This window comes from Pedococcus sp. P1_H8 (genome assembly GCF_056405175.1).
The window spans coordinates 84,389-98,026 of record NZ_JBFUCP010000005.1; the positions used below are offsets into that span (position 1 = coordinate 84,389).

A 13,638-nucleotide genomic window follows, 5' to 3' on the forward strand; every position below is an offset into this window, starting at 1 on the left:
CCCGATACGAAGGATGAGTACGTGACGACCGTCAACGTCTCCGACCGCCCCGCCCACGACCTCAAGGCCGACGCCCTCGTCCTTGCCACGGTCGACTCCGACGGCAAGGCGGCCCTGGCCGCAGGCCACGGACTGCCGCGGCCCGCCGCCACCCACGTCGCCGCCCAGCTCGCGGCCTTGCACGCCACGGGTGCCGCCGACGAGGTGCTCACCATCGCGGCCGTGCCCGGCGTCGCCGCCCCGCGAGTGGTCCTCACCGGTCTGGGCAAGGGCACCGCCCGGACGACGTCGTTCGACCACGAGGTGCTGCGGCGCGCTGCCGGCGCCGCCTCCAGGTCGCTCAAGAACGCGACCAAGGTCGTTGTCGCGCTGCCCACCGCCGGTGCCGAGTCCGTTGCCGCCGTGGCCGAGGGCGCTGCGCTCGGCGCCTACCGGTATGCCGGCGTGCGCGGCCCCGCGGCCAAGCCCACCAAGGGCATCACGACGGTCACCGTCGCCACCTCGGAGGCGCGCGTCAAGGCTGTCAAGGCCGCGGCAACCCGCGCGGGCATCCTGGCGGATGCGAAGGCCTATGCCCGCGACCTGGTCAACACTCCCCCGAACCAGCTCTTCCCCCAGTCGTTCGCAGACTCCGTGAAGGCGCGCAACGCCGCCGCGACCGCCAAGGTCACCATCAAGGTGCTCGACGAGAAGGCCCTCGAGAAGGGCGGCTTCGGCGGCATCGTCGGGGTCGGCCAGGGCTCGGTCAACCCGCCGCGGATGGTCACCCTGACGTGGAACCCGCCGAGGGCCACGGCCTCGGTGGCGCTCGTCGGCAAGGGCATCACCTTCGACTCGGGCGGCCTCAACCTCAAGCCCGCCACCGGGATGCTCACGATGAAGTCCGACATGGCCGGGGCCGCCGCAGTGGCCGCCACGGTCCTGGCAGCTGCCCAGCTCGGGCTGCCGGTCAAGGTCACCGGCTACCTCTGCCTCGCCGAGAACATGCCCAGCGGCACCGCGCAACGCCCCAGCGACGTCGTGACGATGCGCAACGGCACCACCGTCGAGATCCTCGACACCGATGCCGAGGGACGGATGGTCCTGGGTGACGGCATCTGCCTGGCCGGTGAGGCCAAGCCCGACGCCATCGTCGACATCGCCACCCTGACCGGGGCCCAGATGGTCGCCCTCGGCGGCCGCGTGGCGGGGATCATGGCCAACGACGACGCCTTCCGCGACCGGGTCGGCGGTGCAGCCGCCGCCGCAGGCGAGGCGGCCTGGGCGATGCCGCTGCCCAGCGACCTGCGCAGCCAGCTCGACTCCAGCGTGGCGGACCTCGCCCACAAGGGCGAGCGGTGGGGCGGGATGCTCACCGCCGGTCTCTTCCTGCAGGAGTTCGTCACCCAGGGCACGCCGTGGGCACACGTCGACATCGCCGGGCCGTCGTTCAACGAGGGGTCCGCGTGGGGCTACACCCCGAAGGGCGCCACAGGCTACGGCGTCGGCACCCTCCTCACCCTCGTCGAGGGCTACGCCGGCTGACACCTCACGCGATCGGGAGCCACTTCTGGCCGCTGGTACGGCACCGAGAGCCCGTGGTCTGGGTTTCGTCCGGCATGAGTGGCCAGAAGTGCTCCAATGCCAGAGGGGCTCGTCCACATCGGACGGGCCCCTCTGGCATTGCTTTTCCTGGAGGTTCAGCTGGCAGGCGCGGTCCAGCTGGCGCGGTCCAGCTGGCGCGGTCCAGCTGGCGTGCTCGGTTCAGCCGCCGCTCTTGCGACGGAACATCTGCTGCGTGGCCGTCGTCGCCGCCGCCTGCGCGTGGTCGACCTTGCCGTGCTCGGTGTCGTCGGACACGTCGCGACCTGTGTGCGACTGCTTCTTGTCGAGGGCCTCGCGGAACTTGCGCTTCATCTCCTCGCTCGGGCCCTGTCCCCCCGGCGTCTGTTTCCCAGGCTTCTTTGCGTCACCGGACTTGGCCATGGTGCCTCCTGCTTCTCGGTGCTGAACGGGCCGGTTCCCGGCCCGCAGGTCTGTGCCCACTCTGCCAGCCACGCGGCATACGGTCACTGCTTCTTGCGCTGGCGCGAGTTCCACTCGCGCATCCTGTTGGGGTAGCCCGTCTGGAGGACGTCGTAGACGGGCACCTCGAGGCTGCGCGCCAGCGCGAAAGCGGCATCGCGGGACCCCGCAGCCCGACGCGTCCACTCGCCGTCGAAGGCGATGAGGATCACCGTGGTCGCGGTGACGTTGGTCGGAGGCTCGACATAGGCCTCGACTCCCCGCCGGCTCGTGGCGAACTCGGTCAGGTGCTTGCGGACGGCCTGCTGGTCCACCGCCATGTTGGGCCCGTCGGAGGGTCCCCGGTCCGAGCGCTTGCCGCTCCGCTTCCACCACGCCATGGGGCCAACGATACGTGGAGAGGTGACTCGATCCGACGCCATTGCGGGCACCGGAGCGCCGCGGCCCCGTGACCTGCATGCCATCGGTCGACCTGCTTGCGCCTCGGTGCGCAATCAGTGACAAGATGCTCTGTGTCGATCCCGGACCGGCCACGACCTGACCGCGACCCGTGAGCGACGCGACAATCCGACGCACACGACGCAAGGGAGCGAGCATGCCGGCTGACGCCGAGGCCACTGAAGAGACCACGTACGACGTGGTGATCCTCGGAGGCGGAAGTGGCGGCTACGCCTGCGCGTTCCGGGCGGCCGAGCTCGGGCTGCGGGTCGCCCTTGTGGAGAAGGGCAAGCTCGGCGGCACCTGCCTGCACGTCGGCTGCATCCCGACCAAGGCGCTGCTGCATGCCGCCGAGGTCGCCGACACCGCCCGCGAGGGTGAGCACTTCGGGGTCAAGTCGACGTTCGAGTCCGTCGACATGTCTGGCGTCAACGCCTACAAGGACGCCGTCATCGCCCGCCTGTACAAGGGTCTGCAGGGTCTGGCGAAGGCGCACAAGATCGAGCTGGTCGAGGGCGCCGGACGCCTGGTCGACCGCTCCACCGTCGAGGTCGACGGCCGCCAGATCCGCGGGCGCAACGTCGTGCTCGCCACCGGCTCCTACGCCAAGTCGCTGCCGGGGCTCGAGATCGGCGGCCGGATCATGACCAGCGAGCAGGCGCTGACGCTCGACTTCGTGCCCCCGCGCGTCGTGGTGCTCGGCGGCGGCGTCATCGGCGTCGAGTTCGCGTCCGTGTTCAAGTCGTTCGGCTCCGAGGTGACCATCGTCGAGGCCCTGCCCCGACTCGTCGCCGCCGAGGACGAGGCCATCTCCAAGACGCTCGAGCGGTCGTTCCGCAAGCGAAAGATCGCGTTCAAGACGGGCGTGAAGTTCGCGGGAGCGACGCAGTCCGGCGACACCGTGAGCGTCTCCCTCGAGGACGGCAGCACCATCGAGGCCGACCTCCTGCTCGTCGCCGTCGGGCGCGGACCGGTCACCGACGGTCTCGGGTACGCCGAGGCCGGCGTGACCCTGGACCGGGGCTTCGTCATCACCGACGAGCGGCTCCGCACCGGAGTCGAGGGCGTGTATGCCGTGGGCGACATCGTGCCCGGCCTCCAGCTGGCGCACCGCGGGTTCGCCCAGGGCATCTTCGTCGCCGAGGAGATCGCCGGGCTCTCGCCGGCCGTGATCGACGAGGTCGGGATCCCACGGGTCACCTACTGCGACCCCGAGATCGCCTCGGTCGGGCTCACCGAGGCCCAGGCCGGCGAGAAGTACGCCGACATCGAGACGTACGAGTACAACCTCGGCGGCAACGGAAAGTCGCAGATCCTGCAGACCCAGGGCTTCGTCAAGCTGGTCCGCGAGAAGGACGGCCCGGTCGTCGGCGTGCACATGATCGGCGCCCGCATGGGTGAGCAGATCGGCGAAGCGCAGCTGATCTACAACTGGGAAGCCCTACCCTCCGACGTGGCGTCCCTGATCCACGCCCACCCCACCCAGAACGAGGCGCTCGGCGAGGCTCACCTGGCCTTGGCCGGCAAGCCGCTCCACGCGCACAACTGACAGACCCCAGCAGTGCACAGCACGACGCACCACGGCACGACGAACCACCGCACGACGCACCACCGCACGACGCACCACGGCACCGCCGCCAGCGAACACGAGCACAAGGAGAGACAGGCACATGTCTGAACGCGTGACCATGCCAGCCCTGGGTGAGTCCGTCACCGAAGGCACCGTGACGCGCTGGCTGAAGAACGTCGGCGACACGGTGGCGGTTGACGAGCCACTGCTCGAGGTGTCGACCGACAAGGTCGACACCGAGATCCCATCGCCCGTCGCTGGCGTCCTGCAGGAGATCCTCGCCCAGGAGGACGACACCGTCCCGGTGGGTGCCGACCTCGCCGTCATCGGCGACGGGTCGGAGGGTTCCGGTGGTGGCGAACAGCCCGCCCAGCAGGACGGCGGCCAGGGCGACCAGTCCCAAGGCGACCAGTCCCAGGGCGACCAGTCCCAGGGCGAGCAGGAGCAGACCGACCAGCAGGCGCCGCCGGCGGAGGCCCCCTCCACCGAGCAGGAGCCGCAGGCCGCGACCTCTGAGCCGGAGCAGGACCAGGCGTCCGGCCAGGACGACGGCTCTGCGGCGGCCCCCGCCGCAGCAGGCGCCGACTCCGGTTCGGGAGACCCAGGTTCGTCCGGCGGCGAGACCGTGAAGATGCCAGCGCTCGGTGAGTCCGTCACCGAAGGCACCGTCACGCGGTGGCTCAAGGCCGAGGGCGACAGCGTCGAGGTGGACGAGCCGCTGCTCGAGGTCTCGACCGACAAGGTCGACACGGAGATCCCCTCGCCGGTCGCAGGCACGCTGACCAAGATCTTGGTCCAGGAGGACGACACCGTCCCCGTGGGCGGCGACCTGGCCGTCATCGGCGGCTCCGGTGGCAGCCCTGCCCCTGCCCAGGAAGCGCCTGCCCAGCAGGCCCCTGCCCAGGAAGCGCCTGCACAGGAGGCCCCCGCCCAGGAGGCGCCCACCCAGGAGGCGCCCGCCGCTCAGGAAGCGCCGGCTCCCGCCCAGGCCCCCGCTCCCGCTCCCGCTCCCGCCCCGGCCGCTGCTCCCTCAGCCGCCGCTCCGGCGCCAGCGCCCGCATCAGCCGGCTCGGCAGCCGACGACACCGATGCCTCGGCGTACGTCACACCGTTGGTGCGCAAGCTCGCAGCCGAGAACAACGTCGACCTCGGCTCGCTCAAGGGCACCGGCGTCGGCGGACGGATCCGCAAGCAGGACGTCCTCGACGCGGCCAAGGCCGCCGAAGAGGCAGCTGCTGCGCCTGCCCCTACTGCCGCTCCGGCTGCCGCACCCGCAGCATCGGCACCCTCCGCGCCGTCTGCACCGAGTGCGGCGTCGTCGGTCTCGCCCAAGCGGGGCACGACGGAGAAGATGTCGCGGCTGCGGCAGACCATCGCCAAGCGGATGGTTGAGTCGCTGCAGGTGTCGGCCCAGCTGACCACCGTGGTCGAGGTCGACGTCACCAAGATCGCCCGGCTCCGGACCAAGGCCAAGACCGAGTTCGAGCAGCGCGAGGGCACCAAGCTCAGCTTCCTGCCGTTCTTCGCCCTCGCAGCCGTCGAGGCCCTCAAGGCCCACCCGTCGGTCAACTCCAGCGTCGACGGCACCGAGGTGACTTACCACGGCACCGAGAACCTCGGCGTCGCGGTCGACACCGAGCGCGGCCTGCTCGTGCCCGTCATCAAGGACGCCGGCGACCTCAACATCGCCGGGCTGGCCCGCAAGATCGCCGACCTCGCCGAGCGCACCCGGACCAACAAGATCGGCCCGGACGAGCTCGGCGGCGGCACCTTCACGCTGACGAACACCGGCAGCCGGGGAGCCCTGTTCGACACCCCGATCATCAACCAGCCCAACGTGGCCATCCTCGGCACCGGTGCAGTCGTCAAGCGCCCGGTCGTGGTGTCCGACGGCGACGGCGGCGAGACGATCTCGATCCGCTCCATGGTCTACCTCGCGCTGTCGTACGACCACCGTGTCGTCGACGGGGCAGACGCCGCGCGCTTCCTCACGACGATGAAGACGCGACTCGAGGAAGGCAACTTCGAGTCGGACCTCGGTCTCTAGCGGGGTCGGTCGACGAGGTTCAGCACATGCCGCAGCGCGTTGCCATCACCGGTGCCTCCGGACTGATCGGCGGCGCGCTGTCGGCATTCCTGCGCCAGCGCGGCGACGAGGTCGTCCACCTGGTCCGCAGGGCCCCCTCGACCCCGGACGAGGTCCAGTGGGACCCGCCCCAGGGTCGTCTGGACCCGTCTGCCCTGTCCGGCGTCACGGCCGTGGTCCACCTCGCCGGTGCGGGTGTCGGCGACCAGCGGTGGACCCCGGCCTACCAGCAGGAGATCCTCGCCTCCCGCGTGGACGGCACGACCACGATCGCCACGACCCTGGCAGCTCTCGCCGCGCGGGGTCAGCGGGTCCGACTGGTCAGCGGCGCGGCCGTGGGCTTCTACGGGGACCGCGGCGACGAGGTCCTCACGGAGGAGTCCGGCCCCGGCGAAGGCTTTCTCAGCGAGGTCGTCCGGGCATGGGAGGCCGCAGCGGAGCCGGCGCGTGTGGCCGGTCTGTCGGTGGCCACGACCCGCACCGGCCTGGTGTTCGCGCCCGACGGTGGAGCGCTGTCGCGCATGCTGCCGCTGGCCAGGCTCGGCATCAACGGCCCCCTCGGCAACGGACGCCAGTGGTGGCCGTGGATCTCGCTGCGCGACACGGTGGGCGCGCTGGCGCACCTCGTCGACCACCCCGAGATCGAGGGTCCGGTCAACCTCGTGGGGCCACACCCCGACCACCAGCTCGACATCGCGCGTGAGCTGGGTCGACAGATCCACCGCCCGGCGCTGCTGCCAGCCCCGGCCTTCGGGATCAAGCTGGTCCTCGGCGGCTTCTCCGACGAGGTGCTCACGAGCAAGCGCGCCGTGCCCACGAGGCTGATCGAGTCGGGCTTCGTGCACGAGGACCAGAGCATGGAGTCCGCGCTGCGATGGGTGTTGTCCCAGCAGCCCTAGTGCGTGACGCCCGTGACGCTGTCCACCCGCCACCGTCCGGACGTCCACCTCAGCTCGTAGCGCAGCTCCTGCCCAGCCTCCGCGGGCCGCGCCTGCGCTCGACCCGATGGGTCGACCACCCGGTATGCCGCCGTCCCCACCACCGCGTCGACCGCCGCCGTCGTCGCGGTCTGCCACACCGTGCGGGCCGACGCCACGCTCAGCGCCACACCCTCCCAGGTCTGATCCGAGGCGGCGAGGTCGCGCAGCAGCGCGGCGTCCTGGGCGAGTGCGGCCGAGCCGGGGACATCCAGGCGCGACAGCGCTCCGGCCGACCTCGACATCATCACCTCGGCCCGCAACGCGGCGAGGGCGGCCATCAGACCGCGGGGATCCGTCTGCGGGGCGCTCTGGTCCGCCGCGAGGTCACGGCGCGCGCGGGAGGTCCCCCCTGACGCCTGCGTCGGCGAACCCGTCGGGCTGGGAGCCGAGACCGGCACCAGCCCTTGGCTCGCAGGGCTCGGTCGTCCGGCAGCGTCTCGGGGCCGGTGGACCCAATCGGGCGTGGCCAGCCGTCCGCTGGCCATCAGTCCGCCGCACCCGAGTCCGACCACCAGCACGAGCAGCGTGCACAGTGCCAGCGCCCGCCGCGACTCACGGCTCCGCGGCCCCCGGTCCCCCGCGGCGGGAGTCATCGTTCCGGCCTGCCGCAGCCGCTGGGTCAGCAGCGACGTCTCGTCGCTCCCCACCACCAGCCGCAGCGGCTCGCACGGTGCTGAGTCGTAGTAGGCCAGTGCGAGCTCGGCGGCGGTCGGGCGTGCATACGGGTCGCCCTGCAGTGCTCGCAGCGTGATCTCGGACCACGCAAGGGGCAGGCCGGGCGCCAGCTCCTCGAGCGGGCGGCGCAGCGCCATCGGAGCCGGCGGCGAGCCGGTGACGCACCACCACGCGAGCGCACCCACGGCATACACGTCGGAGGCTGTGCTGACCACGCCGCGTTCGAGGACCTCCGGCGCGACGAAACCGTCCGTGCCCCAGAGCTGCCCCGGCGCCTCGCCCACCAAGGAGGTCACCCCGAGGTCGGCGAGCAGGGGTCGGCCCGTGCGTTCGACGAGGACGTTGGCGGGGGTGACGTCGCCGTGCACGACGCCCAGCCCGTGCAGCCCCGCCAGGGCTCGTGCGACCGGAGCGAGCATCGTCACCGACTCCCCCACGCTCAGGTGGCCGCGCGCCTTCACGACGCCCTCGAGGGAGCCGCCGCGCACCTGGTCGAACACCAAGGCGACCGCGGCAGGCTCGCCCGGCAACCCCACCGCCTCGTGGAAGCCGACCAGCCCCTCGACGTCGACCCGGGCCAGCACCGCGAACTCGCGCGCCAGTGCATCGGCCTGGTCGGCGCGGCCGACCGGCACCACCTTGACGGCCACCGCCGCGCTGTCACCCTCCCGAGTCGCCGCCCACACGGTGCCGGATCCCCCGCTTCCCAACAGCTCACCCAGCTCATAGCCGGGCACGTCGGGCCGGGTCTGCGCGCTCTCCGTGCTCATCGCGCCACTATGCCCAGTCGCGCCACACCACCCTGCGAGTTGTCCACAGGTGCTCTCCTAGAGTCGGGACATGCCTGCAGACCAGCCGACCATCCTCGCCACCTCGGGTGGCTACCGCATGGCCCAGCGCACTCGTTTCGAATTCGACGCGCTGGTGCACCACGCGGTCGCGCTATCCGGTGCCGAGGGCACCCCCAAGGTCACCGTCCTCGGTACGGCGAGCGGCGACCAGCGGGGCTTCGCCGCCGACGTCGACGAGGCAGGTCGAGCGGCGGGATTCTCCGTCACCAACCTGCACCTGTTCCCCATGCCGAACCTCGCCGACGTCGAGGGCCACCTCCTGGCCCAGGACGTGGTCTGGGTCAACGGTGGTTCGGTCGCCAACCTCCTCGCGGTCTGGCGGGTGCACGAGCTGGACGCCGTCTTCCGCCGGGTCTGGGAGGCGGGAGTGGTGCTCGCCGGTGTCTCCGCCGGCTCGATCTGCTGGTATGCCGGGGGCACGACGGACTCGTTCGGGCCCGAGCTCCGCGCGGTGACCAACGGCCTGGGCTTCCTGCCCTACGGCAACGGCGTGCACTACGACTCCGAGGAACGCCGGCGCCCGCTGGTCCACCGACTCGTGGCCGACGGCACGCTCCCGACGACGCACTGCACGGACGACGGGGTCGGGCTGGTCTACCACGGCACCGAGCTCGTCGAGGCGGTCACCGAGCGCGACGGCAAGGCTGCGTTCATCGTGACCCGCGATGCCGACACGGCGGTTGAGGAGCGCCTGGAAACCCGCCGACTCCCCCGGGCGTAGGCTGACCGCATGCGGTTCGAGCACGTGGGCTTTGCCCCCGACTTCGTCGACTACGAGGCTGCCTGGGCCCACCAGCGCGAGGTGCATGCCGCCGTCGTGGACGGTGCCGAGGACACCGTGCTGCTCCTCGAGCACACCGCGGTCTACACCGCAGGCAAGCGCACCGAGGCCCACCAGCGGCCGTTCGACGGCACGCCGGTCATCGACGTCGACCGCGGTGGGCTCATCACCTGGCACGGACCGGGACAGCTCGTCGGCTATCCGATCGTCCGGTTGCACGGCGTCCCGATCGACGTCGTGGCCCACGTGCGCCGCCTCGAAGAGGTCATGATCCGCACCTGCCGTGACTTCGGCGTGGACGTGACCCGGGTGGGCGGGCGCAGCGGCGTCTGGGCCCTGGCGGACGACGAGCCCGGCGGGCGCCCCGACCGCAAGCTCGGCGCGATCGGCGTGCGGGTGAGCCGGCAGGTCACCATGCACGGCTTCGCCCTCAACTGCGACGCCGACCTCTCGTGGGCCGACAACATCGTCGCCTGCGGCATCGACGACGCCGGGGTGAGCTCGATCAGCCGCGAAGCCGGGCGCGTGGTCACCGTCCAGGACGTCCTTCCGTATGCCGAGAAGCACCTCTTCGACATCCTCGCCTCGGGCGCGTGACGAGCGCCGACCGGCGCCCGACCACCGCGGACCCGTCGGTGGCCACGGAGGACTCCGCGCGCGCATCCCTGTCTCGACGCCTGGTGCAGCTGGTGCTCTCGTGCGTGGTCCTGGGTGCCGGTGTGGCCTGCCTGCTCGACGCGGCCCTCGGCTCGGACGGCTACTCGACCCTGATCTCGGGTCTGACGAAGGCGTCGGGGCTGCCGTTCGTCGTCGTCAACGTCGGCGTCGGGATCCTGCTCATCGCCGTGGCCTGGAGTCGGGGCACCCGGCCGGGCATCGGCACCGTCGTCCAGATGGTCGTCGTCGGGGCCACCGTCAACGTGCTGCTGCCCCTCCTGCCGACGCCGACGGCGCTGGGCCCACGGTTCGTCGAGCTCGCGGCGGCGTTCGTCCTGCTGTCGCTGGGGGTGGCCGGCTACCTCGCGTCGCACACTGGTGCCGGCCCTGCGGAAGCGGCTGCGATCTCGTTCGACCCGCCGCTGCCCTTCAAGTGGAGCTACACCGTGCTGCAGGCCGTGAGCGCGGTGGGCGGCTGGACCCTGGGGGCGGCCGTCGGGCCGGGCACCCTGCTGGTGTCCATCCTGGTCGGGCCGACTGTGGACCTGCTCACCCGGGCGCTCTTCCACAGTCGCAAGGTCTCGGCATAGGCCGCACGTCGGGGCTCCGGGAATACCCGTCGCGCCGCAGGCGTACCCTTGGAGGACGCCCGGTGACCTCCGGGCGCACCCGTGCCCCACGGCATACCGGACGACCCGACCGGGTCGCTGCACCGGGCACGCGCACCACCGAGAGGGCAAGGGAGTCTTCGTGACCATCGCACCCGAGGGCCGCCGACTGCTGCGCGTCGAGGCGCGCAACGCCGAGACGCCGATCGAGCGCAAGCCCGAGTGGATCCGCACCACCGCCAGGATGGGCCCGGAGTACACCAAGCTCCACTCGATGGTGAAGACCGAGGGACTGCACACGGTCTGCCAGGAGGCCGCCTGCCCCAACATCTTCGAGTGCTGGGAGGACCGCGAGGCGACCTTCCTCATCGGCGGTGACGTCTGCACCCGCCGGTGCGACTTCTGCGACATCGCCACCGGCCGCCCCGAGGCGCTGGACCGTGACGAGCCCCGTCGAGTCGCCGAGTCGGTCGCCCAGATGGGGCTGCGCTACTCGACCGTCACGGGGGTCGCGCGCGACGACCAGCCCGACGGCGCCGCCTGGCTCTATGCCGAGACGATCCGCCAGATCCACGCCAAGAACCCCAACACAGGCGTCGAGATCCTGCCGCCCGACTTCGGCGCCAAGCCCGAGCTCGTGGGCCAGGTCTTCGACGCGCGTCCTGAGGTCTTCGCCCACAACCTCGAGACCGTCCCACGCATCTTCAAGCAGATCCGGCCCGCCTTCACGTACGAGAAGTCGCTCAAGGTGCTGTCCATGGCCCGCGACGCCGAGCTCGTGACCAAGTCGAACCTCATCCTGGGCATGGGCGAAGAGGACCACGAGGTGGAGCAGGCGATCGCAGACCTGCACGACGCCGGTTGCGACATCCTCACCATCACCCAGTACCTGCGTCCCTCCAAGCTGCACCACCCGATCGACCGCTGGGTCAAGCCCGAGGAGTTCGTGCACTGGAGCGACGTCGCCCAGAACCTGGGCTTCAAGGGCGTCATGGCCGGGCCTCTCGTGCGCTCGTCCTACCGCGCCGGACGGCTCTGGGCGACGGCCATGAAGAAGTGGGGTCGCGACATCCCCGAGCACCTGCAGCACCTCGCCGAGGCCGCTGGAGACCCCGCTCGCCAGGAGGCTTCCTCGCTGCTGGCCGCACGGCAGCCGGGCGCGTTGGGCGCCCCCGCCTGACACCCGTATCCTGACCCTCATGGCCCGCAAGGAAAAGCAGCAGTCGGACACGCCCACGAAGCCGGGCCGGTTCGCCCAGATCCGTCAGGTCTTCACCGCATCACGCAAGGCCGACCCCACGATCCCGTGGTGGATGCTGCTCGCCTTCCTCGCGGTGCTCGCGGTCGGCGCGGGCGTCGGAGTGCTGGTCGGCCACTGGGTGTACGCCCTCGTGCTGTCCTTCCCGCTCGGCCTGCTCGCCGCCACTCTCGTGCTGTCCCGGATGGCCGAGCGGGCTGCCTACCGCTCACTGGAGGGCCAGCCCGGAGCCGCTGGCGCCGCCCTGGGTTCGCTGCGCCGCGGCTGGTTCTTCGACCAGCAGCCGGTCGCCGTCGACGGTGCACGCGGCACGCGGCCCGAGGACGTCGCGGGTGCGGCGTTCGTCTACCGGGCGCTGGGCCGCCCCGGCATCGTGCTCATCGGCGAGGGCCCCGAGGCCCGTCGCACCAAGCTGCTCACCCAGGAGCGCAAGAAGGTCGAGCGCGTCGCGCCGGGTGTCCCCGTGACCGCGATCGTCGTGGGTGACGGTGCCGACCAGGTGCCGGTCCGCAAGCTCACCGGCAAGCTCACCCGGATGAAGCCGGTCCTCACCAAGGAGGAGGTGTCGGCCGTCAACAAGCGCCTCAAGTCCCTCGGTGGCCTGCGCCCGCCGATCCCGGCCGGCATGGACCCGATGCGCGCCCGTGTCGACCGCAAGGCGATGCGCGGCCGCTGAGGATCAAGCAGGGGAGGGTAGGGCCCGACGAACGAGGGACCTGCCCGGAGGAGCGCTGACGAAGCGGCCAGATCAAGCGCGGCCGGTAGTCATTCCTCAGTCGAGCTGGGCGGCCACCGCGGTGGCGAACCTGGCCACCGAGCCGGGCGCCATCCGCAGGAACAGGTCTGGCTCGATCAGCTCGAGCTCCATCAGGGTCGGTTGCCCTTCGACGTCGATGAGGTCGACCCGCGCATAGACGAGCTCGTCCGGGGCCAGGGCCATTGCCCGCGCCGCGACGTCCAGCTCCGCCCGGGTCGGCTCGTGCACCTCCTCGGAACCGCCGTGCAACGCCTGCACGCGGTAGTCACCGGCCTTGGGCACCTTGCGCACGGCGTGGGAGAAGTCGCCGCCGAAGTAGAACAGCGAGGTCTCCCCCAGCTCCACGCTCGGGGCGAACGGCTGGACGATCGTGTCGCCGGCCTCGACCAGCCTCGTCAGGTGCTCCGCCGCCTCCGGCGAGGCCGCGGCCGTCCTGAGCGCCTGTCGGGCGCCGCCGTCCACGGCGGGCTTGATCACGACGTCGGTCCAGCCGACCGCGAGCATCCGGTCGACAGCGTGCGCGGCTCCCTTCGCGAGGGCGAGGCTGGGCAGCACGGGTATGCCGGCCTCGCCCAGCTCTGCGAGGTAGCCCTTGTGTGAGTTCCAGCGAATGATGTTGGGGCCGTTGATGATTCGCGAGACGGAGTCAACCCGGTCGGCCCACTCGAGGAACTCGTCCAGACGGTCGAAGTAGTCCCACGTCGAACGGATCACCACGAGGTCGAACGACGCCCAGTCCGCCTCGGAGTGCCACACCACCACCTCTGCGTCCAGGCCCATGGCGTGCAACGCCTCGGCGATCTGGGGTGGCTCCGGGTCGACGTACGACGGGTCGGACCAGGTGCACAGGGCGATGCGGTGGCTCGTCACGACACCGATTGTTTCAGGCCTCGTTGCAGGCCTTGGCCCAGTCCCGACTGGTCGCCCTGCGCTGGGACTTGCCCTCGCGGCATACGCGATATAACGTGAGTCT

Annotated in this window: 13 protein-coding genes; 9 read left to right on the forward strand and 4 right to left on the reverse strand. The window is 71.3% G+C overall.

Translation table 11 applies throughout. The features are described from left to right. Positions 1-21 precede the first annotated feature (21 nt). Positions 22-1,524 carry a leucyl aminopeptidase gene (locus tag AC1DYG_RS09235; protein WP_477639568.1) on the forward strand — a complete coding sequence of 501 codons (1,503 nt, stop codon included), beginning with the start codon at positions 22-24 and terminating at the stop codon, positions 1,522-1,524. Positions 1,525-1,743: 219 nt separating this feature from the next. Here the strand turns inward: AC1DYG_RS09235 and AC1DYG_RS09240 are convergent, their stop codons facing one another. Then, the gene (locus tag AC1DYG_RS09240; protein ID WP_477639569.1) at positions 1,744-1,965 is read right to left on the reverse strand and encodes a DUF5302 domain-containing protein; all 222 of its coding nucleotides are present in this window, start codon (positions 1,963-1,965) and stop codon (positions 1,744-1,746) included. An 83-nt stretch (positions 1,966-2,048) separates the two neighbouring features. Continuing rightward, complete coding sequence (locus AC1DYG_RS09245; protein ID WP_477617668.1) at positions 2,049-2,384, reverse strand: hypothetical protein; 336 nt, start codon at positions 2,382-2,384, stop codon at positions 2,049-2,051. A 215-nt stretch (positions 2,385-2,599) separates the two neighbouring features. Between AC1DYG_RS09245 and lpdA the strand changes: the two genes are divergently transcribed. From lpdA to AC1DYG_RS09260, 3 genes are all read left to right on the forward strand, one after another. After that, positions 2,600-3,991, forward strand: coding sequence for a dihydrolipoyl dehydrogenase (lpdA, locus tag AC1DYG_RS09250; protein ID WP_477639570.1), 1,392 nt, complete (start codon positions 2,600-2,602; stop codon positions 3,989-3,991). 121 nt (positions 3,992-4,112) lie between these two features. Then, on the forward strand, positions 4,113-6,059 hold the full coding sequence (gene sucB / locus AC1DYG_RS09255) for a 2-oxoglutarate dehydrogenase, E2 component, dihydrolipoamide succinyltransferase (protein WP_477639571.1): 1,947 nt from the start codon (positions 4,113-4,115) through the stop codon (positions 6,057-6,059). Between the two features lie 26 nt (positions 6,060-6,085). Then, positions 6,086-6,997, forward strand: a complete 912-nt coding sequence (locus tag AC1DYG_RS09260) for a TIGR01777 family oxidoreductase (RefSeq protein ID WP_477639572.1) — start codon at positions 6,086-6,088, stop codon at positions 6,995-6,997. Here the strand turns inward: AC1DYG_RS09260 and AC1DYG_RS09265 are convergent. After that, positions 6,994-8,523 (reverse strand): serine/threonine protein kinase, encoded by a 1,530-nt coding sequence (locus AC1DYG_RS09265; protein ID WP_477639573.1) that lies wholly within the window; start codon positions 8,521-8,523, stop codon positions 6,994-6,996. The two genes, AC1DYG_RS09260 and AC1DYG_RS09265, sit on opposite strands and share 4 nt — an antisense overlap. Positions 8,524-8,593: 70 nt before the next feature. Between AC1DYG_RS09265 and AC1DYG_RS09270 the strand changes: the two genes are divergently transcribed. The 5 genes from AC1DYG_RS09270 to AC1DYG_RS09290 all read left to right on the forward strand — a co-directional run bounded on the left by AC1DYG_RS09270 (position 8,594) and on the right by AC1DYG_RS09290 (position 12,584). Next, positions 8,594-9,325 carry a Type 1 glutamine amidotransferase-like domain-containing protein gene (locus AC1DYG_RS09270; RefSeq protein WP_477639574.1) on the forward strand — a complete coding sequence of 244 codons (732 nt, stop codon included), beginning with the start codon at positions 8,594-8,596 and terminating at the stop codon, positions 9,323-9,325. A gap of 9 nt (positions 9,326-9,334) precedes the next feature. After that, entirely contained in the window at positions 9,335-9,982 is a 648-nt protein-coding gene (gene lipB, locus AC1DYG_RS09275; RefSeq protein WP_477639575.1) for a lipoyl(octanoyl) transferase LipB, read from the forward strand. Next, positions 9,979-10,632 carry a YczE/YyaS/YitT family protein gene (locus AC1DYG_RS09280; RefSeq protein WP_477639576.1) on the forward strand — a complete coding sequence of 218 codons (654 nt, stop codon included), beginning with the start codon at positions 9,979-9,981 and terminating at the stop codon, positions 10,630-10,632. The genes lipB and AC1DYG_RS09280 overlap by 4 nt, the downstream gene beginning before the upstream one ends. A 160-nt stretch (positions 10,633-10,792) precedes the next feature. Next, positions 10,793-11,830: a lipoyl synthase gene (lipA, locus tag AC1DYG_RS09285; RefSeq protein ID WP_477639577.1), complete on the forward strand. Its 1,038-nt coding sequence runs from the start codon at positions 10,793-10,795 to the stop codon at positions 11,828-11,830. Positions 11,831-11,849: 19 nt separating this feature from the next. Then, on the forward strand, positions 11,850-12,584 hold the full coding sequence (locus AC1DYG_RS09290) for a DUF4191 domain-containing protein (RefSeq protein WP_477639578.1): 735 nt from the start codon (positions 11,850-11,852) through the stop codon (positions 12,582-12,584). 96 nt (positions 12,585-12,680) lie between these two features. On the opposite strand, the gene AC1DYG_RS09295 is transcribed toward AC1DYG_RS09290, so the two are convergent. Next, on the reverse strand, positions 12,681-13,535 hold the full coding sequence (locus AC1DYG_RS09295; RefSeq protein WP_477639579.1) for an ATP-grasp domain-containing protein: 855 nt from the start codon (positions 13,533-13,535) through the stop codon (positions 12,681-12,683). Positions 13,536-13,638: the final 103 nt, after the last annotated feature.

What these genes read in the sequence shown, in the direction of transcription:
- AC1DYG_RS09260 (WP_477639572.1), top strand. Translation starts at nt 6,086, where the DNA reads ATGCCGCAGCGCGTTGCCATCACCGGTGCCTCCGGACTGATCGGCGGC.
- AC1DYG_RS09265 (WP_477639573.1), bottom strand. Translation starts at nt 8,523, where the DNA reads ATGAGCACGGAGAGCGCGCAGACCCGGCCCGACGTGCCCGGCTATGAG.
- AC1DYG_RS09240 (WP_477639569.1), bottom strand. Translation starts at nt 1,965, where the DNA reads ATGGCCAAGTCCGGTGACGCAAAGAAGCCTGGGAAACAGACGCCGGGG.
- lipB (WP_477639575.1), top strand. Translation starts at nt 9,335, where the DNA reads ATGCGGTTCGAGCACGTGGGCTTTGCCCCCGACTTCGTCGACTACGAG.
- sucB (WP_477639571.1), top strand. Translation starts at nt 4,113, where the DNA reads ATGTCTGAACGCGTGACCATGCCAGCCCTGGGTGAGTCCGTCACCGAA.
- AC1DYG_RS09270 (WP_477639574.1), top strand. Translation starts at nt 8,594, where the DNA reads ATGCCTGCAGACCAGCCGACCATCCTCGCCACCTCGGGTGGCTACCGC.
- AC1DYG_RS09245 (WP_477617668.1), bottom strand. Translation starts at nt 2,384, where the DNA reads ATGGCGTGGTGGAAGCGGAGCGGCAAGCGCTCGGACCGGGGACCCTCC.
- lpdA (WP_477639570.1), top strand. Translation starts at nt 2,600, where the DNA reads ATGCCGGCTGACGCCGAGGCCACTGAAGAGACCACGTACGACGTGGTG.
- AC1DYG_RS09290 (WP_477639578.1), top strand. Translation starts at nt 11,850, where the DNA reads ATGGCCCGCAAGGAAAAGCAGCAGTCGGACACGCCCACGAAGCCGGGC.